This window comes from Kingella oralis, from assembly GCF_014054985.1.
Classification (GTDB): domain Bacteria; phylum Pseudomonadota; class Gammaproteobacteria; order Burkholderiales; family Neisseriaceae; genus Kingella_B; species Kingella_B oralis.
Map to the genome: position 1 here is coordinate 1,488,630 of NZ_CP059569.1, position 22,738 is coordinate 1,511,367.

Annotated in this window: 26 protein-coding genes and 1 pseudogene; 16 read left to right on the top strand and 11 right to left on the bottom strand. The window is 56.6% G+C overall.

Annotation, left to right across the window (positions count from 1 at the left end; all coding sequences use genetic code 11):
* Window positions 1–83: 83 nt before the first annotated feature.
* A complete protein-coding gene (locus H3L93_RS08010; protein WP_155802977.1) occupies window positions 84–779 on the top strand; it encodes a class I SAM-dependent methyltransferase in 696 nt (231 codons plus the stop codon).
* Window positions 780–845: 66 nt separating this feature from the next.
* Complete coding sequence (locus H3L93_RS08015; protein WP_155802974.1) at window positions 846–1,115, top strand: hypothetical protein; 270 nt, start codon at window positions 846–848, stop codon at window positions 1,113–1,115.
* A gap of 342 nt (window positions 1,116–1,457) precedes the next feature.
* Here H3L93_RS08015 and H3L93_RS08020 read toward each other — a convergent pair whose 3' ends face one another.
* Window positions 1,458–2,603 (bottom strand): 5-methyltetrahydropteroyltriglutamate--homocysteine S-methyltransferase, encoded by a 1,146-nt coding sequence (locus H3L93_RS08020; protein WP_003794363.1) that lies wholly within the window; start codon window positions 2,601–2,603, stop codon window positions 1,458–1,460.
* Window positions 2,604–3,020: 417 nt separating this feature from the next.
* Between H3L93_RS08020 and H3L93_RS13360 the strand changes: the two genes are divergently transcribed.
* The 7 genes from H3L93_RS13360 to H3L93_RS08050 all read left to right on the top strand — a co-directional run bounded on the left by H3L93_RS13360 (window position 3,021) and on the right by H3L93_RS08050 (window position 9,043).
* Complete coding sequence (locus tag H3L93_RS13360) at window positions 3,021–3,143, top strand: hypothetical protein (RefSeq protein ID WP_003794360.1); 123 nt, start codon at window positions 3,021–3,023, stop codon at window positions 3,141–3,143.
* A 50-nt stretch (window positions 3,144–3,193) separates the two neighbouring features.
* Window positions 3,194–5,050 carry a lytic transglycosylase domain-containing protein gene (locus H3L93_RS08025; RefSeq protein ID WP_040558342.1) on the top strand — a complete coding sequence of 619 codons (1,857 nt, stop codon included), beginning with the start codon at window positions 3,194–3,196 and terminating at the stop codon, window positions 5,048–5,050.
* A gap of 79 nt (window positions 5,051–5,129) precedes the next feature.
* Window positions 5,130–5,777: a glutaredoxin 2 gene (gene grxB / locus H3L93_RS08030; RefSeq protein ID WP_003794357.1), complete on the top strand. Its 648-nt coding sequence runs from the start codon at window positions 5,130–5,132 to the stop codon at window positions 5,775–5,777.
* A gap of 188 nt (window positions 5,778–5,965) precedes the next feature.
* Entirely contained in the window at window positions 5,966–6,118 is a 153-nt protein-coding gene (locus H3L93_RS08035) for a hypothetical protein (protein ID WP_003794353.1), read from the top strand.
* A 13-nt stretch (window positions 6,119–6,131) separates the two neighbouring features.
* Complete coding sequence (locus tag H3L93_RS08040; RefSeq protein WP_003794350.1) at window positions 6,132–7,079, top strand: DUF3592 domain-containing protein; 948 nt, start codon at window positions 6,132–6,134, stop codon at window positions 7,077–7,079.
* A 96-nt stretch (window positions 7,080–7,175) separates the two neighbouring features.
* A complete protein-coding gene (locus H3L93_RS08045) occupies window positions 7,176–8,309 on the top strand; it encodes an AAA family ATPase (RefSeq protein ID WP_003794349.1) in 1,134 nt (377 codons plus the stop codon).
* A gap of 95 nt (window positions 8,310–8,404) precedes the next feature.
* Complete coding sequence (locus H3L93_RS08050; RefSeq protein ID WP_003794347.1) at window positions 8,405–9,043, top strand: SanA/YdcF family protein; 639 nt, start codon at window positions 8,405–8,407, stop codon at window positions 9,041–9,043.
* Between the two features lie 254 nt (window positions 9,044–9,297).
* Here the strand turns inward: H3L93_RS08050 and H3L93_RS08055 are convergent, their stop codons facing one another.
* On the bottom strand, window positions 9,298–9,783 hold the full coding sequence (locus tag H3L93_RS08055) for a ricin-type beta-trefoil lectin domain protein (RefSeq protein WP_003794345.1): 486 nt from the start codon (window positions 9,781–9,783) through the stop codon (window positions 9,298–9,300).
* An 86-nt stretch (window positions 9,784–9,869) separates the two neighbouring features.
* Window positions 9,870–10,208, bottom strand: coding sequence for a winged helix-turn-helix transcriptional regulator (locus H3L93_RS08060; protein ID WP_003794344.1), 339 nt, complete (start codon window positions 10,206–10,208; stop codon window positions 9,870–9,872).
* 126 nt (window positions 10,209–10,334) lie between these two features.
* On the opposite strand from H3L93_RS08060, the pseudogene H3L93_RS08065 reads away from it, so the two are divergent.
* Window positions 10,335–10,964, top strand: a pseudogene (locus tag H3L93_RS08065) (nitroreductase family protein).
* Window positions 10,965–11,098: 134 nt separating this feature from the next.
* Here H3L93_RS08065 and pyrF read toward each other — a convergent pair.
* On the bottom strand, window positions 11,099–11,848 hold the full coding sequence (gene pyrF, locus H3L93_RS08070; RefSeq protein WP_003794337.1) for an orotidine-5'-phosphate decarboxylase: 750 nt from the start codon (window positions 11,846–11,848) through the stop codon (window positions 11,099–11,101).
* 184 nt (window positions 11,849–12,032) lie between these two features.
* Here pyrF and H3L93_RS08075 point away from each other — a divergent pair, with 184 nt between their 5' ends.
* The 3 genes from H3L93_RS08075 to H3L93_RS08090 all read left to right on the top strand — a co-directional run bounded on the left by H3L93_RS08075 (window position 12,033) and on the right by H3L93_RS08090 (window position 15,065).
* Window positions 12,033–12,728 carry a hypothetical protein gene (locus tag H3L93_RS08075; protein WP_003794333.1) on the top strand — a complete coding sequence of 232 codons (696 nt, stop codon included), beginning with the start codon at window positions 12,033–12,035 and terminating at the stop codon, window positions 12,726–12,728.
* Between the two features lie 113 nt (window positions 12,729–12,841).
* Window positions 12,842–14,650, top strand: coding sequence for an FAD-dependent 5-carboxymethylaminomethyl-2-thiouridine(34) oxidoreductase MnmC1 (gene mnmC1, locus H3L93_RS08080; RefSeq protein WP_003794331.1), 1,809 nt, complete (start codon window positions 12,842–12,844; stop codon window positions 14,648–14,650).
* 13 nt (window positions 14,651–14,663) lie between these two features.
* Window positions 14,664–15,065: a hypothetical protein gene (locus tag H3L93_RS08090; protein WP_003794329.1), complete on the top strand. Its 402-nt coding sequence runs from the start codon at window positions 14,664–14,666 to the stop codon at window positions 15,063–15,065.
* 72 nt (window positions 15,066–15,137) lie between these two features.
* Here H3L93_RS08090 and H3L93_RS08095 read toward each other — a convergent pair whose 3' ends face one another.
* Window positions 15,138–15,896 (bottom strand): FkbM family methyltransferase, encoded by a 759-nt coding sequence (locus H3L93_RS08095; RefSeq protein ID WP_003794326.1) that lies wholly within the window; start codon window positions 15,894–15,896, stop codon window positions 15,138–15,140.
* Between the two features lie 170 nt (window positions 15,897–16,066).
* On the opposite strand from H3L93_RS08095, the gene H3L93_RS08100 reads away from it, so the two are divergent.
* Window positions 16,067–16,579: a hypothetical protein gene (locus tag H3L93_RS08100; protein WP_003794324.1), complete on the top strand. Its 513-nt coding sequence runs from the start codon at window positions 16,067–16,069 to the stop codon at window positions 16,577–16,579.
* A 171-nt stretch (window positions 16,580–16,750) separates the two neighbouring features.
* Here H3L93_RS08100 and H3L93_RS08105 read toward each other — a convergent pair whose 3' ends face one another.
* From H3L93_RS08105 to H3L93_RS08130, 6 genes are all read right to left on the bottom strand, one after another.
* Entirely contained in the window at window positions 16,751–17,680 is a 930-nt protein-coding gene (locus tag H3L93_RS08105; RefSeq protein WP_003794323.1) for a Dyp-type peroxidase, read from the bottom strand.
* Window positions 17,681–18,008: 328 nt separating this feature from the next.
* Complete coding sequence (locus H3L93_RS08110; protein WP_003794319.1) at window positions 18,009–18,578, bottom strand: hypothetical protein; 570 nt, start codon at window positions 18,576–18,578, stop codon at window positions 18,009–18,011.
* Window positions 18,579–18,650: 72 nt separating this feature from the next.
* Entirely contained in the window at window positions 18,651–19,109 is a 459-nt protein-coding gene (locus H3L93_RS08115; RefSeq protein WP_003794317.1) for a hypothetical protein, read from the bottom strand.
* Between the two features lie 42 nt (window positions 19,110–19,151).
* A complete protein-coding gene (gene queA, locus H3L93_RS08120; RefSeq protein ID WP_003794315.1) occupies window positions 19,152–20,174 on the bottom strand; it encodes a tRNA preQ1(34) S-adenosylmethionine ribosyltransferase-isomerase QueA in 1,023 nt (340 codons plus the stop codon).
* A 170-nt stretch (window positions 20,175–20,344) separates the two neighbouring features.
* Window positions 20,345–20,932: a hypothetical protein gene (locus H3L93_RS08125; protein WP_003794310.1), complete on the bottom strand. Its 588-nt coding sequence runs from the start codon at window positions 20,930–20,932 to the stop codon at window positions 20,345–20,347.
* A complete protein-coding gene (locus H3L93_RS08130; RefSeq protein WP_155802969.1) occupies window positions 20,932–21,765 on the bottom strand; it encodes a hypothetical protein in 834 nt (277 codons plus the stop codon). The genes H3L93_RS08125 and H3L93_RS08130 overlap by 1 nt, the downstream gene beginning before the upstream one ends.
* A gap of 65 nt (window positions 21,766–21,830) precedes the next feature.
* On the opposite strand from H3L93_RS08130, the gene H3L93_RS08135 reads away from it, so the two are divergent.
* Both H3L93_RS08135 and rnhA read left to right on the top strand, forming a co-directional pair.
* Complete coding sequence (locus tag H3L93_RS08135) at window positions 21,831–22,079, top strand: NGO1151 family protein (protein WP_040558338.1); 249 nt, start codon at window positions 21,831–21,833, stop codon at window positions 22,077–22,079.
* Window positions 22,080–22,243: 164 nt separating this feature from the next.
* Window positions 22,244–22,690: a ribonuclease HI gene (gene rnhA / locus H3L93_RS08140; protein ID WP_003794304.1), complete on the top strand. Its 447-nt coding sequence runs from the start codon at window positions 22,244–22,246 to the stop codon at window positions 22,688–22,690.
* The last annotated feature ends 48 nt before the right edge of the window (window positions 22,691–22,738 follow it).

Below are 22,738 nucleotides of genomic sequence, written 5' to 3' on the forward strand. Positions count from 1 at the left end.
CTTGCTGCGCTTTTTGCCTTGTATCCACGCTTTTATGTCATAAAATCTACCTATGAAAATAATGAATACAGGTTTTAAATATAATGAATTCGCGGAATTTATGCGCTTGGTTGGCGGGGGATGGTTTGGGGCGTTTTGTGTGGCAGGAGGAGTGGGGGTTTTTTCAGGCTGCCTTGGGGGAGCGGGCGTGGCGGGATGTGTTGTGTTTGGGCGACGGCGGGCGTTTGGCGGTGGCTGGGGTAACGGCGTTGCCTGCGTTTTCAGGCTGCCTTGATGCGGTGTTGCAATGCGATGCGTTGCCTGCGGATGTGGTGGCTTCGGCGGGGCGGTTGCCTTGGCGCGATGAGGCGTTTGATTGCGTGGTGGCGCCGCATTTGCCTGATGATGATGCGCCGTTGTTGTTGGCGTTGGCGGAGTTGTTTCGGGTGGTGCAGCCGCTGGGGGCGGTGTTGGTTACAGGGTTGAATCCGCATTCGGTGTGGCGCTGGTGGCGGGACGACGGCTTGCCTGACGTGCGCAACGGGGTGTCTTTTAACCGGCTGCGGCGCTTGGCGCGGATGGTGGGCTGGCAGGTGGGCGGCGGGCGGTTTATGGTGCATTTGCCGCCTGTGGGGCAGCCTGAAAATTGGCAGCTGGTGGAGACGGCGGGGCAGCTTTTGTGGGCGAGAAATGCGGCGGTGTATGGGGTGGTGTTGAGCAAGCGGGCGGCGGGGGTGCGGCTGCGGGGGGATGTGGAATGGGCGGGGGATTTTGAGGGAATGGTGTTGCAGGGGGTGTAAATGGGGGTTTCAGGCTGCTTTGATGTAAGTGGAGTAGGCAGACTGAAAAAGGGTTGGGCTTTGTGATTGGCATTTAGATTGGGCAGCCTGAAAACCAATCTATCTAACAAAAAACCGTTTGGCGCAATACCAAGCGGTTTTTGTTTTTCAGGCTGCCTTCGGGGGATTGCGCTGCTGAGGCAGCCTGAAACGGGATGCGCGATGGCGCGTCGGCGGCTCGTCGATATTTTGCCAACCAGCAAAGTCTTGTTGAGTACACCATTTGGCGGCGAGCCGTCGCCGTGCTATTTTCAGGCTGCCTTGGATGATGGTTTGAGGCAGCCTGAAAACGTGTAGCGATTGGGCAATGGGTATTTTGCAAGTGATGTTGCCATTTTTGGCAATGAGCCGTCGCCGTTCCATTTTGGGTTTCTGGCTGCCTAAGCGCGGGGGCAACGGTTCGGCAGCCTGAAACGCTGCCCCGCGTTCCTACGGCTTGCTGGCAAGCCGTGCGCTTGGTTGGAAAAAGCGTTTTCAGGCTGCCTTGGGCTGGCGTGAATGCTTGCATCTCAAATCCCAATGCTTGCGCCTGCCCTACTCCATCTTGCAAAAAAACACGCGCCGGAGCTGCCCTTGGCGCGTGTTTGGGTTTGCAGGATTATGGTTGCGTTTGGCGTTTACAGTGCAACGCCTATGCGCTTATTTGCCCCACACTTCTTCGGCGATTTCGCGGATAAATTCCAGCTTGCGCCATTGCTCTTCTTCGGTGAGCACGTTGCCTTCTTCGGTGGAAGCGAAGCCGCATTGGGGGCTGAGGCAAAGCTGGTTAATATCAACGTATTGCGTGGCTTCTTGGATGCGGTTAATGATGTCTTGTTTGTTTTCCAATTCGCCTGTTTTGCTGGTTACCAAGCCGAGCACGACTTGTTGGTCTTTAATAAAACGCAGCGGTTTGAAGTCGCCTGCGCGGTCGCTGTCGTATTCCAAATAGAAGCCGTCGATGTTGCAGCCGCCGAACAGAATTTCGGCAATCGGCTCGTAGCCGCCTGATGAGAACCATGTGGAGCGGAAGTTGCCGCGGCAAATGTGCATGGTGAGCGCCATGTCGGCTGGGGCGGCGGCACGGATGTCGTTGAGCATTTGCACATAGCTGCGGGCGGTGGCATCCACGTCCACGCCTTGCGATGCGTACAGCGCGCGTTTTTCTTCGGAGCAGAATTCGCCCCACGAGGTGTCGTCGAGTTGCAAAATGCGGCAGCCCAAGTCGTAGAACGCTTTAACGGCTTGGATGTAGGCGGCGGTGATGTCGGCAAATAGCTGCTCTTGGTTATCGGCATAAATGGCGGGCAGCTTGGGCTCGGCAGTGCGCACGCAGGTAATCAGGTGCAGCATGCTGGGCGAGGGGATGGTGAATTTAACGGGGTAGCCGTCCGCTTCGGCGTGCAGGCGTTTGTAGTGTTCCAAAAAGGGATGCACGTTGGGCCATTGGATTTTGCCGATGATTTCTAGGGTAACGGGGCGGTGCATATGGGCTTTGAATTGCGTGCTGTATGTGTCGGTGTCGCGCAACTCCACGCCAATCAGTTCAAACAGAAAATCCAAATGCCACCATGTGCGGCGAAATTCGCCATCGCTCACGGCGGGCAAGCCGATGGCTTTTTGTTTTTCTACGATTTTGTGGATTTCGGCATCTTCCACGGCGTGCATGGCTTCCATGCTACATTCGCCGCACGCGCATTGGCGGCGGGCTTGCTTCAAGGCTTCGGGGCGCAAAAAGCTGCCAACGATGTCAAAGCGATAAGGGGCGCGGTTGCGTAGGGTGGCGGTGGGGAACAGTTTGCTCATGGCATTTCCTTTGGTAGGGGTTAGTGAAACGTGAGATGCGGGGAGTATAGCAGTTTCAGGCTGCCTTATGCTTTGAGGCAGCCTGAAAATGGGTTGAGCGGTTAGCTAGGCTTTGCAAACTGCGCCATCGCTTGTAAACAGGAATTGCGCTCCGCCAAAGGCAGCCTAAAACCCATTTTCAAGCCAGCGCACGGCTTGCAAGCAAGCCGTAGGGACGCGGGGTAGCGTTTCAGGCTGCCCAACCATCCCGCCCGCGTTGAGGCAGCCTGAAACCCAATCTATCCAGCAAAAAAAATCGTTTGGCTCAACACCAAGCCATTTTATTTTTTCAGGCTGCCCTATGACGCAGAGGCAGCCTGAAAAGCGTTAAACGATTAGCTAGATTTCGCAAACCATGCCATCGCTTGTAAACAAGAATTGCGCCTTACCAAAGGCAGCCTGAAACCCCATTCCACCCAAATAAAACCACTCTCATTTTTCAGGCTGCCTCCATCCGCCCCGCACCCCAAAGGCAGCCTGAAAGCGCAAAAAATGCTATGATACGCCCCTTTCAATTCCCCCGAAAAATCAAGCTCATGATGGAAATCATAATGACAGCATTGCGTTTTTTATCCCAAAGCATCGGCGGCCTTGCCGTTGCCTTTTTAGCCGCCTGCGCCTCGCACCACACCGCGCCCGCCGTGCAAGAGCAGCCGCTGCAACCCGTGTCGGGCGAAGCCGCTTTTGTGCATCCCAATCTGCGCCCCGCGCAATCGGCAGACCAAGCCCTGCAAACCTACGGCGTGTATGAAAGTGTGTTAGCCGCCGCCAAAAATGGCGACGACATCCAGCCCGCCCAATTTCTCGCCCAACAAAGCCAAAGCGCGATGGGCGAGAGCGTGCGCAACGAATGGCTCAAAAGCCTCGCCAAACGCGGGCAAACCGCCACCTTCCAACAACAATACGCCCAGCTAGACCCCGAAGGCCGCAGCCAAGAAACGCGCTGCTATGCCAACCTGCTGGGCATGGAAAACGACAGCAAATTCATCAACGAGCTGGTCGAAGAAACAGGCAAACTGCCCGCAGGCTGCAACAACCTATTGCAAGCGCGCGCCAGCCAGCTCAACCCCAGCCGCGCATGGCGGCGCGTGCGCGGGCTGATTAGCGCAGGGCAAACCACCGATGCCGCCAACCTTGCCGCCGCACTTGGCAGCCCGCTGGACAGCCCCACAGGCTTTGGTGCGCAAGAAAATTCCCTGCGTGATGTTATCGGCACGAACGCACAAAAATCGCCTGACACCGCCGCCGCCCGCCTGCAACAGCTTTCAGGCAGCCTGAACAGCGAACAATCGGGCTTCGCATGGGGTGTACTCGGCTTGGTGCACGCCAAAAATCTCAACATGGATGGCGCATTGAATTACTACCGCAACGCCGACCGCAACCAGCTCAACAGCGAGCAATTTGAATGGTTTGCCCGCGCCGCCCTGCGCCAGCAAAACTGGGCAGAGCTTGCCCACATCATCCAAACCATGCCGCCCAAGCTGCAAAACGATCCCACATGGCAATACTGGCTCGCCCGCGCCCTTGCCGCGCAAGGCAAGCGCGGCGAAGCGCAAACCCTGTATCAAAAAGCCGCCGCCAGCGGGCGCAATTTCTACGCCGTGCTGGCGACCGAAGAACTCGGCAGCCGTGTTAACACGCAAAACAATGCCCCAGCCGCGCAAGATGCCCACATCGCCCAACTGGGCAAAGACGGCGCCATCCAACGCGCCCTGCATCTTTTCCACACCAGCCAACAATCGGGCAACTGGAAAATGCGCCGCCAAGCGCAAAACGAATGGAAATACGCCACGCGCGGCATGAACGAAGGCACATTGCTCACCGCCGCCCAGCTTGCTGCCAACCACCAGTTCTACGAAATGTCCATCCACAGCGCAGATAAAACCCACAACCTGCTGAACTACAACCTGCGCTATCCCACGCCCTTCCGCGAGCTGGTTACGCAATACGGCAACGAAAACGGCGTGGACCCTGCATGGGTTTATGGCTTAATCCGCCAAGAAAGCCGCTTTGTGATGGGCGCGCAATCCAGCGTGGGTGCGCAAGGCTTGATGCAAGTGATGCCCGCCACCGCCAGCATGATTGCCCGCAAAATCGGCATGGACAACAGCGAGCTATACACCATGAACGGCAACATCCGCATGGGCACATGGTATATGGCAGACGCGCGCAATAGCCTAAGCAACAGCGACGTACTCGCCACCGCAGGCTATAACGCCGGCCCTGGGCGCGCGCGCAAATGGCAAGGCGCCAGCATGGAAGGCGCAATCTACGCCGAAACCATCCCGTTTAACGAAACGCGCGATTATGTGAAAAAAGTGCTCACCAATTCGGTTTATTACGCCAATATTTTGGGCGAACCCAAAACATCGTTGAAACAACGGTTGGGCACAATTCCCGCGCGGTAACACATTTTCAGGCTGCCTAATGTGTTGACAAACAGGCAGCCTGAAAAACCGTTTTCCCCCCACACAAAAAGGACATCCCATGAAACTCTACATCTACGACCATTGCCCCTTCTGCGTTCGTGCCCGCATGATATTTGGCATCCAGCAAATTCCCGTTGAATTGATTACCCTTGCCAACGACGACGAAGCCACGCCCATCCGTTTAATCGGCGCCAAACAAGTGCCCATCCTGCAAAAGCTAGACGGCAGCTATATGGGCGAAAGCCTAGACATCGTGCGCCACATCAACGCACAAGCCAAGCGCCCCATCAGCGAAACCATCCGCCCCAGCATCCAAGCATGGGCAGACAAAGTGGGCGAGTATTACAACCAGCTGCTGTTCCCCCGCAGCATCCAGCTTGGTCTGCCCGAATTTGCCACCCCCGCCGCCGTGGTGTATTTCATCCTGAAAAAAGAAGCCAGCATCGGCACAGGCATCGCCCAAATGCTCGATAAAACCCCCGAGCTGCTTGCGCAAATCCACAGCGATTTGCAAACGCTCGCCAGCCAAATCCACAGCGACACCCTTAACGGCAGCGATCTCAGCATGGAAGACATCCTGATCTTCCCCATGCTGCGCAATCTCACGATGGTGCGCGGCATCCAGTTCCCCGCCGTGGTGCAAGACTACATCGCCAACATGGCGCAGCGCAGCCAAATCAATACTTACTTTGACCGTGCGTTGTGATGCACCACAGCCTGTAAACAGAGGCAGCCTGAAAATGTATTTGGCAGGGCAAGCGCAAGTGCATACATATTGCTATTGCGATGGTTCAAGCTATTTTCAGGCTGCCTCATTATGGATAAACACAATCGGCAGCCTGAAACGCAATATGGAACGGCGACGGCTTTGCCACCAACAACGGCGATTTACCCGTGCAGCCCAACGAATTTGACAACCTGTTCAAACTCGTCCGCGCCAAACACGTCAAAACCGATGTGCATTGGACAAAAACATGGCAGCCCGCCACGCTGATTGACTACGACAAATACGGCTGGCACGGCTACCAATACCAAAGCAAACCATAAAGGCAGCCTGAAAATGAAACTGCGCTCCCTGCTCAACAACCTATTCCTCATTATCGTCTTTGGCGCGTTTGCCGTTTTCAGGCTGCTGCCCGTTATCAACCAGCAGCATTTAGTAAGCACCGCCGCCCACCGCGAAACCGTGCAGGCAATGCCCTATTCGGAAAACTACCAAAGCATCCGAGGAAGCACGGATAGCGAAACCATTGTGGTTTTCCAAGATGCGCAAGGCAAAACCCACGCCGCCCAAACCCGCGTTTCTGCCGATGAGCAAGCGCAAATGCGCCGCCATATTCCCATCACCCGCGAATTTCTGATTACCCAAGACCATAGCGAAATCTTGCGCGACAAAGCCGCAGAAACCCTAGACATAACAGACTGGCTGATGATTGCCCTGCTGCCCGTTGCGCTGGTTGTCCACATGAAAACCCGCGCATTGCCCGCGCCCATCGCCCCCAACGATATGCCCCCAGCCGCCCGATACCCGCTGCAATCCGCAGCCAACCCGCGCCGCGTGCTGCGGAACAACATCATTACCCTGCTGGGCATCACGCTGGCAGCCCTTGCGCTGGGCAGCATATCTGGCTTTCTCGCCCTGACCACATGGCAGGAAAAACAAACCTTCCAACACGCCCCCATCGCCTATGCCGCGCCATACGGCAGCTTCCGCCAAGGCAGCCTGAAAACCTACGCCGTAGATTTGCGCTTCACCACCCAAAGCGGCAAAACCATCACCATCGCCAACTATCCCGTCAGCCCGATGGAGCGCGACCAACTGAACGCAGGCAAAACCATCCCCGTGCAATATCTGCCCGACAACCCCGATGTATTCCGCTTTTTTAAGGCAGGGCAGGACAACGTTGCATGGTTTGCTACCGCTTTCTGCATCACCGTAGCAGCGGTGTGGCTGCTTGTGCTGTGGCTGTTTATCCGCCACCCCTACCAGCCGATGCAGCAAACGTAAAGGCAGCCTGAAAACCGAAGGCTTCGGCGAAGCGAAAACGCCCAACCCGTTTTCAGGCTGCCTATCAACGCGCTTACCCCTTATAAGGCACCTGCCATGTGGCAATTCCCCCATTTCACCCCCAACCACGACCCCGACTGGCACGCGCTCACCGCCCGCTTCAACTGGCTCGTCGACATGGCCGCCGTCCCCCAAGACCCCGAATGGCACGGCGAAGGCGATGTGCTCACCCACACCAAAATGGTTGCCGACGCGCTTTTCAGGCTGCCTGAATATCAGGAATTAGACGAACAAGCCCAACACATCCTGTTCGCCGCCGCCCTGCTGCACGATGTAGAAAAACGCAGCACCACCACAAGCGAAGAGCGCGACGGGCGCATCCGCATCGTCTCCCCGCGCCACGCCAAAAAAGGCGAATACACCGCCCACCAAATCCTTTACTGCGACCTCGCCACCCCCTTTGCCGTGCACCAAGTCGTCGCCAAACTCGTGCGCTGGCACGGGCTGCCGCTGTGGGCAATAGAAAAACCCCAGCCCGAACACGCCGTTATCGCCGCCGCCCTGCAAACCAATACCCAATGGCTCGCCATCCTCGCCAAAGCCGACGCACTCGGGCGCATCTGCCCCGACACCGCCGAGCTGCTGGACAAAATCGCCCTGTTCCAAGCCCTGTGCGAAGAAAACCAAAGCTGGGGCGTGTCCTACCCCTTTTCAGGCTGCCACGCACGTTATCATTACCTCAACCACCCCGAAAGCAGCCCCGATTATCAGCCCTACAATGATTTCAGTTGCACCGTCCACATGATGAGCGCGCTACCTGGCAGCGGCAAAGACACCCACATCGCCCGCCATTTCCCCGATTTGCCCGTGCTCTCGCTTGACGACATCCGCCGCGCCTACCGCATAGACCCCGCCGACAAAAAAGCCGCAGGGCGCGTGATACAGCTTGGCAAAGAACAAACCCGCCAATACCTGCGCGACCGCCAAGACTTCGTATTCAACGCCACCAACCTCACCCGTGAGTTGCGCGGCAAATGGACGCAGCTTTTCGCCGACTACCGCGCCCGCATCCGCATCAGCTACCTAGAAGTGCCGTGGCAGCAGCTCTTGCGCCAAAACAAACAGCGCGAACACAGCGTACCCGAAGCCGTTATCCGCCGCCTGCTCGGCAAACTGGAAATCCCGTTTTATGACGAAGCGCACGAAGTGGAGTATTGCATTGGCGAGTAGGATAAGGCAGCCTGAAAACCAATAGGCAGCCTGAAAACAAAAAACGGTTTTCAGGCTGCCCTGCCCCATTCACCCCACAAAACCCAACCAGCCCCATGAAAACCCCGCTTATTCTCGCCATCGCCCTATTCGCCCTGCTCACCGCCATCACCCTGCTCGCCAACTGGCACACCCAACGCCAAACCGCGCCCTATCTCTACACCCACGCCGAGCAAATCCCCGCGCAAAAAGCCGCCCTACTGCTGGGCACCTCCCCCCTCCTCGCCAACGGGCGCAGCAACCTCTACTTCACCCACCGCATCCGCGCCGCCGCCGAACTCTACCGCGCCGGCAAAGTGCGCTACATCATCGCCAGCGGCGACAACCGCAAACACGGCTACAACGAACCCGAAGCCATGAAAGCCGCCCTCATCGCCCAAGGCGTGCCCGCCGAACGCATCGTCCCCGACTACGCCGGCATCCGCACCCTCGATTCCGTGCTGCGCGCCCGCAGCGTGTTCGGGCAGGCGGACTACATCGTCGTCTCGCAAAAATTCCACAACGAACGCGCCGTGTACCTCGCCCGCGCCCACGGCATCCGCGCCGTCGGCTACAACGCCCCCGACGTACACCTCTACGCCGGCGGCTTCAAAACCCGCGTGCGCGAATACGGCGCGCGCATGAAAATGTATCTGGACCTGCTCACCGGCAAACAGCCCAAACACGGCGGCGAAACCATCGCCCTGCCCGACTAGCTTTCAGGCTGCCTTCCCACACAAGGCAGCCTGAAACCTTGGTAAAGCCCCTTGAATGATGGGAACTATATAAGGTCGGGCATTCATGCCCGACGTTTTAAATTTTTGGTGTATCCTTAAAGATAAATAGGTCAGCGTTTGTCGGGCATGAATGCCCGACCTACAAACTGAAAACCAAGCGGCAGCCTGAAAACCATTTTTTGGTTTTCAGGCTGCCGTTTTCACTAAACTAAAACGAACGCCGCGCCCACGTCCTAGCGCCCGCCCCACTCAAACTGCTGCTCGCGGCTGCCGTTGCAGGTGCGGATGGCGAGATAGCTTTCGGACGCATCCAAGCATTTGCCCGAATCGGCGCTGCGGATGCGCGCGCCGTCGCGATACCAGCGCTGGTTGTCCCGGCCGTTGCAGGAAAACAGGATGACGCGGCTGCCGTCGCGGGTTTCGCCGCCGGCCACGTCGAGGCAGCGCTCGTTTTGGCGGATGGTGCCGCTCTTCGCATCCCAGCGGAACAGCTGGTTCGCCTGCCCGTGGCAGCGGTGGCGTATCAGGCTGCGGCGGTCGTCGCCGTGGATGTCGAGGCATTCGCCGCGCTGGGTGCGAATCAGCCCGTCGGCATCGCGCTCGGGGCGGGGGCTGCGATGGCTCGGCCCGCACGTGTCTATCGTTATCTGCTCGGGCAGGTAAACGCCGCAGGCGGCCAGCAGCAGCGGCATCAGAACGGCGGTTAAGATGGGTTTCATGTGTCTTCCTTTCGTCAAACAAGGGGTTTTCAGGCTGCCTTTGTTTCAGGCTGCCTTTGTTTCAGGCTGCCTCAATTTCAACTGTCTCACTCGGCAGGCGGCGGGCAGGGGCTGGTTGCCGTTCCGTGGCGCAGGCCGTATGCCTTGCCCCAGTCGCACAGCGTATAGAGCGCGGGCAGAAAGGTTTTGCCCTCCTCACTCAGGCGGTATTCCACGCGCGGCGGCACTTCGGCAAACACTTCGCGCGCCACCAGGCCGTCCGCTTCCAGCTGGCGCAGCTGCTCGGTGAGCACCTTCGGGCTGATGCCGCCGAGCCGTTCCAGCAAATCGCGCGTGCGCCGCGCCCCGCCGCCCAAATGGTAAAGAATCAGGCATTTCCATTTGCCGCCCACCAGTTTCATCGTCAGTTCAATTGCCGAAAGCATGCTCCGTTAAGCTCCTATTTTGTTGGAAAACTTACCAAAAAGTGCGTAGAGAACTTTTTAGTACGTTGTTTTTATTTGATTTTAAAAGCGTTAGTATAACGGTTTTCCACTCAGAAGGAAGCCATGATGCCGCTTAACGACCTGCTGCAAAACCGCCGCTCCACCCGCCGTTTCCGCCCCGACGCCCCCATCGACCGCGCCGAATTAAACGCGCTTATCAGCCAAGCCAACCGCGCCCCTAGCAGCAACAACGCCCAGCCGTGGCGCATCATGGTGCTGACCGACCCCGTCCTGCGCCAGCGCCTGCTGCCCGAAGCCTACGGGCAGGAGCAAATCATCACCGCCTCCGCCGTGCTGGTGCTGTTGGGCGACCGCACAGCCTACCGCGAGCCGAACCTGCGCCGCATCCACCAGCAGGAGTTTGCAGACGGCTGCTTTGATGCAAACGTGCGCGATTTCCTGATTCAGGCTGCCGTTCAGTTTTACCAACCCTTCGATGAAACCGACACCCAGCGCGGCCTCGCGCTCGACTGCGGGCTGTAGGCGATGGCGTTTATGCTCGCCGCCGAAGCAGCGGGCTGGCAAACCGTGCCGATGACCGGCTACCGACGCGACGGCCTGCGCCGCGTGCTGAACCTGTCCGAACGTTATCTGGACGTGATGCTGATTGCCCTCGGCAAGGGCGCCGAGCACGGACACCGCACGCTGCGGCAAGACGCGGCGGCGGTGTCGGCGTGGGACGGGCTGCCCGAATAAGGCGCCAAGGCAGCCTGCGCAGCGCAGCGTAGTGGCGGAGCCAAAACGGTTTGTGCTTTTTCAGGCTGCCGCAAGGTAACAATTTTTAATCCGCTATAAAAAAACGCCGGCGTACAACCAGCGTTTCCTGCCGTTTAGCTTTCGCCGCGCATCAGCTGCGCCGCATCCGCGTTAATCCCGCGCAACACCGCCGCAGGGTCGGCCGCCTGCGTAATCGGCCGCCCCATCACCAAATAGCTCGCGCCCGCGTTCAACGCATCCAGCGGGGTCATGATGCGCCGCTGGTCGTCCCGATTATGCGCCGTGTCCAAGCGAATCCCCGGCGTAACCAGCAAAAACGCGTCGCCCAACTGCTGCCGCAGCAAGCGCGCCTCTTGCGCCGAACACACCACGCCATCCAGCCCCGACGACTGCGCCAGCTGCGCCCATTGCAACACCAGCGTTTCAGGCTGCCGATTCAAACCAATCTCGCGCAAATCCTCCGCCGTCATGCTGGTGAGCACCGTTACGCCAATCAGTTTCGGGCGATACGCGCAATTTGCCACCGCCTCTGCTGCCGCTTCCATCATGCGCCGCCCGCCCGAAGCGTGCATATCCACCAGCCACACGCCCATTTCCGCCGCCACTTTGCACGCATGGGCCACCGTGTTGGGAATATCATGGTATTTCAAATCCAAAAACAGCTTAAAGCCTTGGTTGATGAGCTTTTCTGCCAGCGAACGCCCCGTTGCGGTAAACAATTCCTTGCCGATTTTTAACTGGCACAATTCGGGCGACAAGCGGCGCACAAATGCCAAGGTTTCGGCTTCGTTGGCAAAATCCAGCGCCACAATCACAGGCGTGGGCTGGGTGGAAAGCGGGTAATCGGTTATCAAAGGGTTCATGGCGCGGCCTCGTTTGGGTAAAAAAGGTTATTTTACACGTTTTAACACGGTTTATCGCAAACCCGTGTTTTCAGGCTGCCCAACGGTTTTGCGTATCAAGTTGATTATCTATTCGTTTGTAAAGATTGCTTTTTTTCTCTACAATGTTTATTGCCTTTTACACTCTAAAGAATAAGGAAAATTTATGAACAGCTTGCGAACTCTTTCTGCTTTGGTATTAGCGGGGCTGCTGGCAGCGTGCGGTCAATCGGAAGACGTGCCGACATCCGCCGGGGGAGGCAGCAGCGGCCATTCCGCCGCCAACCAAGGCTATAAAAAAGCCAACAAAAAAGCCAAATTGGACGACCTGGAAAACGCCGATTTGCAAGCCATTCAAGATGTTTTCGCCGCTTCCAACATCAGCAACATGGAAGTGCGCCAAAACGCCAAAAACTGGAGCTACAAGGCAGGCTTTGAACCCAGTTGCAGCGCCTACCAATCGTTTTACAATTCCCAACGCCTGCTGTATGCAGACACCGCACCGCAAATCCAAGCGTTAAAATTGCAAACCGTGTTGGGCAAAGAACTGGTGGAAACGCTTGCCCCCGCGCTGGAAAAAATTGCCGATGCTTCCGACCAAATGGTGCTGCTGGATTGGGACGCTTGCGGCACAGCCGAATTTGCGAAAAAACTTGCCCCTGCCGCCGCGCAAATGGCAGAAGCCAACCGCGTTTACGCCAAAGCCATCGTGCAATACAGCGACGCGATGAAAGCACACGATATGTTTACCCTAGCCGATGAAACCTCGGTGTTGCACACCGCCACCGACACCGAAAAAGCGTTGAAATATTTGCAAGGGCAGCCTGAAAAAGGGCACGCATCTTCCGCTCCTGCTAAATAATCCTAAGGCAGCCTGAAAACGGTATTTCTCGTTTTCAGGCTGCCTTTTTATTCCCATGATTGCATGGAGTAGACCGCAAACATTCCATGCGCCCCCACCGCACACACCATGACATGACACACCACACCCACGCATGGGCAAACATCCCCACCCTTGCCCAAATCCAAAGCCACCTTGCCGCGCATCCCGATAGCCGACACCTTATCTTCTGCCTGCCCGCCAACCACGTTATCCCCCAATGGCAGCCTGAAAACGAGCAACAGCAACCCCTTGCCCAAGCATGGCAAGAAGCCACCCGCTGCTTGGCGCACGATGCCGTGAACTACATCCGCCAATGGCAGCCTGAAACCGACCTGTGGCTGCTGCCGCCCTACGCCGCCCGCCATCTGCACGAACACTTCCCCCAGCCCGAAAACATCATCTGGCACACTCCGCCCGTCGCCCAACAGCCCGCGCCGCCGCGCCAAGCATGGCAACAGCCCCCCACAAGGCAGTCTGAAACAAATACAACCGCCCAGCCCCACGTTCTCATCATCGGCGCAGGCATCGCAGGCGCAGCCACCGCCCACGAATGCGCCACCCGCGGCGCGCGCGTAACCGTGCTAGAAGCCCACGCCCCTGCCCAAGCCGCATCAGGCAACCGGCAAGGGCTGCTCTACGCCAAAATCTCCCCCCACCCCACCGCCCAAACCGAGCTCCTGCTCGCAGGCTACGGCTACACCCGCCGCCTGCTGCAACGCCTGCTCCCCATGCAGCAAAGCTGGGGAGCAAGCGGCGTGCTGCATCTCAACCACAACCCAAGCGAAACCCAGCGCAACGCGCAGCTCGCCCAAAACCAGCATTATCAACACCTCTACCGCCCCGTCTCCCCCGCCCAAGCCAGCCAAATCGCAGGCATCCCCATCGCCCAAAGCGGCTTATATTGGCAACACGGCGCATGGCTCAACCCGCCCGCGCTTATCCACGCCCTACTGCGCCACCCCAACATCACCCTCCACCCCCACACCAAAGCCCAAAGCATCCACCACAGCGGCAACCAATGGCACGTCCACACCCCCAACGGCATCTTTTCAGGCAGCCACATCGTCTTCTGCACAGGCGCAGACAACGCCCACACCCCCATCATCCAACACTATCCCTTCCAAATCATCCGCGGGCAAACCAGCATCGCCCCCGCCACAAAAGGCAGCCTGAAACTGAAAACCGCCCTATCCGCCGCCTCCTACATCTCCCCCGCATGGCAAGGCGAACACTGCTACGGCGCCACCTTCGCCCCCAACAACCCCAGCCGAGATTGGCACGCCGAAGACGAAGCCCGCAACCGCCAAGCCCTCGCCCAACTTTCCCCCTACCTCGCCCAACAGTTTGCCGATTACTACGCCGCCCATCCCATTAGGCAGCCTGAAAACGAATGCAGCGAGTTTCGGCAAAACGTAAACGAACCAAGCCACGACTATTTAGGCAGCCTGAAAACCCAAAGGCAGCCTGAAAACGAGTACAACAAATTTCCACGCAATCAAACCCCATGTAAACCCAATCAAGCCCAAGCCCAGCTATTAAGGCAGCCTGAAAACGAACGCAACGAGTTCCCACAAAAAGGACACACCGCTACCCGCTGCGACTGCCACGACCACCTCCCCGCCGTCGGCGCAATCAGCAACCCCACCGCCCTACGCACCACCTACGCCGCCTACGCCCTAGACAAAAACTACCGCATCGCCACCCCCTGCCCCTACCTGCCCAACGCCTACACCAACACCGCCCACGGCAGCCGCGGGCTTGCCACCGCCCCCCTTTGCGCCGCCGAAATCGCCGCCCAAATCTGCCACACCCCCCGCCCCCTCTCCGAACGCCTGCGCCAAGCCCTCAACCCCAACCGCCTAATTATTCGCCAAATCATCCGCAGCAAAAATCACCCATAACCAAGCCCCAACCATGCCCCACTACTTCCTGCTCAACACCAACCTCGCCCGCCATCCCCAAGACCACCGCTTTATGCTGGATAACCACGTCGCCGCCGCCTTTGAAGACGGCTACAAAGAAAAAATCACCCGCATCAGCCAAGGCGATTACGTCTTCCTCTACGCATCAAAGTGCGGCATCGTCGCCTACGGACGCGCCGACGGCAACGTACAACAAACCGACCACCTCGGCATCCTCAACCAAACGTACTACCAAAAACTAGAACCGTTCATTGCCCTAGAACACGCCCCCATGCCCGCCAGCGAAATCAAAGCCGCGCTCGGGCATTCCATCGCCTTCGTGCAAACCCTCATCCGCCTTGCAGATGGCGAAAAACTGCTGGCGCATTTGCAAAACAGACAACAAAAAGGATAAACCCATCAGGCTTATCCCTTATTGCTCGGCGGTTTTCAGGCTGCCTATTTGCCCAGCCTATATTGCATTGGCTTAACGATTGCCACTTGCCAATTTTGTCAGCATCGCTTGGTCAATATAAATCAAATTCACATTAGTGCGCGCAATCAACACATAGCCTTGCTGCTGCATAAACGCCGTCATGCGCTCGCCCTCGCCCGAAGCAAAATGCTCCGATGGTTCAAGCTGCACAAACAACGGTCGCCAGCGCGCAAAATCAATATCTTTGGCAATATCCAAATCTTTGCCTTCCACATCAATAGACAACAGCAAAATCTTTTTGTCCGCTGGAATATGGTTTTCAAACAAGCGATTGGGGCGCATCGCCGCCACTTGCACGCTGTTTTTAATCCCCACCTGCCCGCCATGCCAAATTTCAATAAACTCTTTGTGCAACGACGACAGCTCATGATGATTGGAAACAAATAATTCCACCGTTGCCACGTCTTCGTTGGTGATCGCGGCGTGGATAATTTGGTCGGCGGGGCGACCTTTTTGCAAATCAGGCAACAGCGCAGGATTGGCTTCAACCAAAATGCCTGTCATGCCTGTGTGAATGTGCAACAGATAAGTGTTGTTGCCCGCAAAAGCGTGGTTTCCACCAATTTCCACATACATATAACCCGCCCAATCGCCAATCTGCCCTTGCGTTTGCAAGGCGCGCGCGATGGAGAAAATAATTAAATCTTCGCCGCACTGACCATAGTGTTGTTCCAGCATGGAAGGAATGGTGGCACTTTTGATGTCGGCTTCAAGCGTGCGTTGATAAACAAATGGGTTGGGAAACAACATGGCAATCTCCTATGAGGTTGAACAAATGGAATACTCCGTGGGCATTATAGGGCTTTTTCAATGATTTAGCTGCCCTCTGCCTGCTTTTGCCCCTAAGCCATCGCATCGCAAACCCATTTTCAGGCTGCCTCTACTCCAAATCCCCCCCCTTGTTCAAAAAAATACCGCCTATGCTCAACACCCCCGCCCTACTCCTATCCAGCATCATTTGGTCGCTGCTGTGGATGATTTTTGTCGCAATCAGCGTGCGCCATTTCCCGTGGACGATGGCACACGACTACCCGCCCGATATGCAACAAGCCACCGCCCTGCCCGCGCCCAGCCCCGCGCAAAAAAGGCACGCCGCGCTATTTACCGCGCTGGCGTTCACGCTGCTGTTTGCCTTTGCCATCGCCACCACGCTGCTGGCTTACGCAGGGCGCGGTGCATCGTTTGCCACCGTGTTTTGCCATCTGTGGCTAATGGGCATGGCGTGGAATGCGGTGGATTTGCTGCTGGTGGACTGGCTGCTGATTTGCACACTCGCCTCGCCGCTGTTTATTTTCCCCAACACCGCGCATTGCGCGGGCAGGCACGATTTTCGTTTTCACTGGATGGGCTTTGTAAAAGGCTGCGTTGCCATGAGCGCCATCAGCGGCGTGCTGGCGGTTTTAACCTTTGGCTTAATGCACCTTACGCAGTAAACAGAGGCAGCCTGAAAACTTGGTACAAGCCAGTAGCGCGGGGTTTGTCCGCCAAATGTCGGCGAGCTGCCAACGCGCCATTTTGAGTTTCAGGCTGCCTCACTCTTGCCCAACCCTGCTCCACAAAAAACAGCCGCTCAACAATCAGCGGCTGTCCATTTTGCTTACTCTCTACTCAGCAAACTCATCCAACATATCCATACTCGGCACAAAAAACAGCGTGCCCGTGTGCGCGGTGCTGAAATCCAAAATGCGGTCATAATTGCCCGCGGGGTTGCCGATAAACATATTGTCCAGCATCTTTTTCACCGTGCTAAACGTGCGGGCGTAGGCGATAAAATATGTGCCCATTTCGTTTGCCCCCGCGCGCCCAAACGGCATATTGTCGCGCACCACTTTCAACTCGTCGCCCACATTCGCCAACGCAATATGCGAATTGGCGGGCTTGGCATCATCGTCCATTTCAATATCGTCTTGCTTGCTGCGCCCAATCACTTTCTCTTGCTCGGCAACAGGCAGCTTGCGCCATGCGTTCATATCGTGCAGGTATTTTTGCACAAACAAATAGCTGCCGCCCTGATAGGCGGCGTCTTCCTCGCCAATAATTGCAAAATGCGCGCGCTCGGCGGGGTCGTGCGGGTTTTCCGTGCCATCTACAAAGCCCAAGATGGAACGCCCATCCCAATAGCGAAAGCCGTGCACTTCTTCCGCACAGTCCGCCGCAGGTGTGAGCAAATCGGTGAGCACCGCCGCCATATCGTATAACACGCTTTGCTGCTCGGCGCGCAAATGCAGGTGCACATCGCCGCGCGTGGCAACGGCGGTGTGTTTCGCGCCTTTAATCGGGGCGAACTCGGCTAATTCGCGCGGCAGCGGCTGCGGCAAGTCCAAACGTTGCCATGCGCCGTGGCTGATGCCCAGCACCACGCTGGCTTTTTGCTGCGGAAAACGGTTGGTGGCGGAATTGTTTAGATTGCCCACCAGCGCGCACAGGCGTTTGAACACAGGGGCAACATCCATGCCGTCTTTGAAATTCCACACCATAAAAATGGTGTTTTCGTTCGGTTCATCGGTTACTTTTTGAGATTGAATATCAGCCATTTTTTATCCTATTTTTCAGTTGTTTGCGGTTTGCCGCGCGATTATAAGGGCGGGGAAAAGGGAATGCAAATAAGGCAGCCTGAAACCTTTGCAAAACCCCTAACAGCAGCCTGAAAAATAAGAAATGCCGTCATTCCCGCGTAGGCGGGAATCTTGTTTGATATTCAAAAATCTGTGTAAAAACAAGTCATTGTGTAAATTTAACTAAGATTCCCGCCTACGCGGGAATGACGGAGAATTGACTATTTCTTGTGGCGTTTTTAGGTTTTGCAAAGGTTTCAGTCTGAAACGCTAAAACCATCGTTTCAGGCTGCCTTATTATTCGCCATCATCCCCCCAACACCACCCCGCCGCGTACTTGCTCCGCCACCCGCGCAAACACCGCCAGCACAATCTCGCCCCATGCCTGAATATCCGCTTCATCGGTATAAAACAATTCCTTGTTCACCACTATCCACGGACGGTCGCTCTCCACCTCATCGCGCCAAATTGGCAAAAACAACGCCCGCTGCGAACGCGCCAGTTGCTGCTCCACCGCGCTCAAATGGCTTAACTGGCTCATATCCCACGCCACCGCCTTTTTATACGCCGTGCGGTTTTGCGCCAAAATGCGCTGTTGCAACGGCTCATCGGCATAATCAAACACATACAACGCACCCCATTCGCCCGCTTGTGGCAGCTCGGCATCGGGCGCGCGCAAAAAGGCGTACAGCGAAAAATTGCCGCCAATGTAGTCCTGCCACGGATATTTGCCCGTTTTAATCATCAAATGCAGCACTTGGCTGCCAATGCGCTGCTGCCAACAAGGATAGGAGCGTTTGTTGCGCTCAAAGCCGCGCTCGCTCATGGTGGTGTTCACCGCCGCAGCGATGTGTTTGTAAAAGGTTTTGCTGTTCATGTTGGTTCTCCTTTTGAGGCAGCCTGAAAACGCTCAAACCCAGTTTCAGGCTGCCTTCATTCCCCGCGCGGCTTAATCCGTAATCAACTGCCGTTCGCTCTCAAACACCTGTACCGCATATTTGCAGCCCTTTTTATCCGCGTTCACGCAAGAAACCATCTGCGGCACAAGCTGATAGTTGCCCGCTTGCGTGGCGTAAAAACCAAACATCGGCGAAGCATCCGCCGCCATGTCTGCCTTAATCGTTGCGCCATCCTGCTGCAACGACAAATCTATATTGCTGCACTCGTCCGCGCAGTCGGCAAAAAAGGCGTAATGCTTGCCCGCCGCCAGTTTCACATTATGGCTGGCGCTTGCGCCCAGCGTGAGATGGCTGGTTTTGTGTAGCAATTCGTTGGCTTCTTTGTCCACCGAGTGAATTTCCATGCGGTTGATAAAGGGCGCTTTTTCTGCCCAAGTGGGCGCGGCTTTGTTAAACGAACACGCCGCCAAGCTGGTTGCCAGCGCGAAAAATAAAGCAATACGCAACATGAGTGCTTCCTTATCAATAGGCAAAACGGCGTTTCAGGCTGCTTATTCGCGCCCCAAAATCATCGCATCGCCGTAGCTAAAAAACCGATATTCCTGCTCCACCGCATGGCGATACACCGCGCGAATTTTGTCGCAGCCTGAAAACGCCGAAACCAGCATCAGCAGCGTGGATTTGGGCAGGTGGAAATTGGTAATCAAGCGGTCAATCACTTGAAACGAGAAACCAGGGGTGATGAAAATATCCGTGTCGCCCTGCCCTGCTTTCAGGCTGCCTGAACGGGCGGCGGATTCAATCGCCCGCAGCGAAGTTGTGCCCACCGACCACACTTTGCTGCCGCGCTGTTTGGCGGCGGCGATTTTGGCGACCGTGTCGGCGGGCACGTCAAACCATTCGCTGTGCATTTTGTGTTCGGCGATGTTGTCCACGCGCACGGGCTGAAACGTGCCCGCGCCCACGTGCAGCGTTACCTCGGCAAATTCCACGCCCTTGGCTTTCAGGCTGCCTAACAGCGCGTCGGTGAAATGCAAACCTGCTGTGGGCGCTGCCACCGCGCCTTGAAATTTGGCATACACGGTTTGATAACGCTCATCGTCGTCCGCATCGGCAGCGCGCACGATATACGGCGGCAGCGGCAGCTTGCCATGCCGTTCCAACAATTCATACACGGTTTCTTCGCCCGCAAACTGGATTTTAAACAGCTCATCGGCGCGTTCCAGCATGGTGGCGTGGATGTCGCCATCAAAAATCAGCGCTGCGCCCGCCTTGGGCGATTTGGACGAGCGAATGTGCGCCAGCGCGGTATGCGCGTCCAACACGCGCTCAATCAGCGCTTCAATTTTGCCGCCGCTGGCTTTTTGCCCAAACAGCCGCGCGCGCATCACTTTGGTGTTGTTGAACACCAGCACATCGCCTGCGTTGATGTAGCTGGGCAAATCGGCGAATTGTTTATCGGTGAACGGCGCATCGGGCAGCGCGACCAGCAGGCGGCTGTTGCCGCGCGTGGCGGGTGGGTTTTGCGCGATAAGGTGCTCAGGGAGGGTGAAGTCAAAATCGGAAAGTTGCATGGGGATTTATTTGAGGGAAAGGGTAAGGGGCGGGATTATACGCGGGTTGGGGATTGTTTTCAGGCTGCCTTTGGGGCGCGGGTTACGAGTTGGATGAGGCAGCCTGAAAACGAATGAAGCAGGTTTCTGCGAAACCAAAACAACAGGGCAAAATAGGATTTTCAGGCTGTCTATCCCCCATCCAAATAAGGATACAACCCCTCGCGCGCATCTTGATGCACAAAAATATCCCCGTGGTGCAGCTCCATGCCCGTGCCGTGATACAGGCATTTTTGCCGTTTGTCGGGGAACAGTCCGCCGCCCATGTAGCCAAAGTGAACGGTGCGCTTGTGTGCGGCGGCGTTTTGCAATGCTTGCGCGGCGGCTTCGGTTTCGTGCGGCTCGGGGTGGTCGTTGGGCGAGAGAAACGGCAGCATGATGTCGTGCAGGGTGCGTTTGCGCGGCTCAATCAGAACGCGATAGCTGCGGCAGTAGTCGTTGTAGAGCAGGCGGTCGCCCTGCTGGGTTACAATAAATTGATAATGCCCGCCGCTGCCTGAAAACTGGCTGATTTGCGCGGGGGTGTAGTCGCCACCTGCGTGAGCGGTAAGCGGGAGGGCGAGCAGGCAAATTAGCGGAAATAAGTGGCGCATGGGAACTCCGTTTGGGCTGGGCGGGAGGTCGTTTTCAGGCTGCCTTTTGGGGCAGGGGAATAGTTTAGGCAGCCTGAAAACCACCACTTCGGATTTTTCAGGCTGCCTCTTCCCATCAATCAGCATTATTTCTTAAACGCCGCCGCATCCTTCACCGAGCGGAAAATCGCGTTCAAATTGTGGTCTAGCACATCTTCCACCAGCTGCGGGGTTTCTTCGTTGAGCATGGTTTGCAAATCATACGACAGCATGGCGAGTTTTTTCTGCAAGGCTTGGCGCACCATGCCCGCCACGGCGTTGCTTAAATGCGGCAGCAGCTTATCGCGGATGCCTTGCATCAATTCTTGCTCGGATAGCACGCGCACGCGGCGGGTGGAAGGCAAATCGGGCAATTCGTACACATGCACCGCCACATCGGGCAGCGCAACGGGCGCATCGTTTTTCAGGCTGCCTAAACTGGCGGAGGCGGCTTCGGCGGCGGATTCGCCGGCTGTGCTTTTGAGCAGCACGGTTTTGGTTTCGTGCGCGTAGCGGCGCGTGCGCTCGCTTTGCAGCGCGGTTTGCGCGGCAAGCCAGTCTTCTTGAATCAGCACGTCCACTTCGGTGTCGGTGATGCTGTCGCGCCGGTTGTGCTCCGCCACGCTTTGGCTCAAATATTCGCGGTAGGCGGCATCCAGCTCTTTGTCGCCAAAGGGGCGCAGCTCGTTGGTGTTGGGATAGATGTCGGACAAATCGCGCAGGTTGTGCTCGCGCTCGCTGGGCGGCGTGATGGTGATGTCGGGGAACGGGGTGCGCTCGTTATCATGGGTGGTTTCTTGGCGACTGCGCAGCGCGTTGAGATTGCGCTCCCAATCGTTATCGCGCAGGGCGGGCGTTTGCGGCGCGGGGGCGGGGCGAAAATCGTTGTCTTCGCTGAGTGTGAATACCATGTCGGAAGCAAACCGGTTGTTTTGATTCATTCTGGGCGTGTCCATAAAAAGGGGTTTTGCTACAATACCGCTTTTTTGCCGAAAAGCGAGACAAAATGGAAGATTTGGAACAGCGTTTGGATTATTTGGAAGAAACCAATGATATGCTGCTGATGCAAAATCGTGTGTTGGCGGCGGCGTTGCAGGGCTTTTTGCGTGCCATGCCGCCGGAGATGGCGGAAAACATCGTGGAATCCGTTCAGGCTGCTTTTGAAGACGAAGTGGCGGAACTGGGTTACAGCAACAGCGTTCACGCCGATTTGTTCCAAGAAGCGGTGGATGCGTTTTTCCGCGATAAGCGGTAGTTAAGACGGCAAATTTTACCCGATTTTGCCAAACGGCTGTTGGCTTTCATCAGCCTGAGGCAGTCTTGCCCTTTGTCCAAATCTTTGATTTGGGAACAAAGGGGTATGCTGCAGCGCAACGCGCAAGGCTAAAAACACAATAATTTAGCGAAGCTAAAAAATTTATGACCCAAGACAAAACCGTAACGCTCTACACCGATGGCGCGTGCAAAGGCAACCCTGGCAAAGGCGGCTGGGGCGTGCTGATGCGCTATGGCAGCCACGAAAAAGAATTGTTCGGCGGCGAAGCGCACACCACCAACAACCGCATGGAGCTCACCGCCATCATCCAAGGGCTTGCCGCGCTCAAACGCCCCTGCGCCGTGGTCATTTACACCGACTCGCAATATGTGAAAAACGGCATGGAAAAATGGATACACGGCTGGAAAAAAAACGGCTGGAAAACCGCATCCAAGCAGCCTGTTAAAAACGAAGACCTTTGGCAACAGCTAGACCGGCTCGCCGCGCAACACCAAATCCAATGGCAATGGGTGCGCGGACACGCAGGACACGCCGAAAACGAACGCGCCGATGCGCTTGCCAACCAAGGTGTAGCCAGCGTTGAGCCTTAAAACCGATTGTGTTTTGACGCACAACAGGCAGCCTGAAAACCAATACGA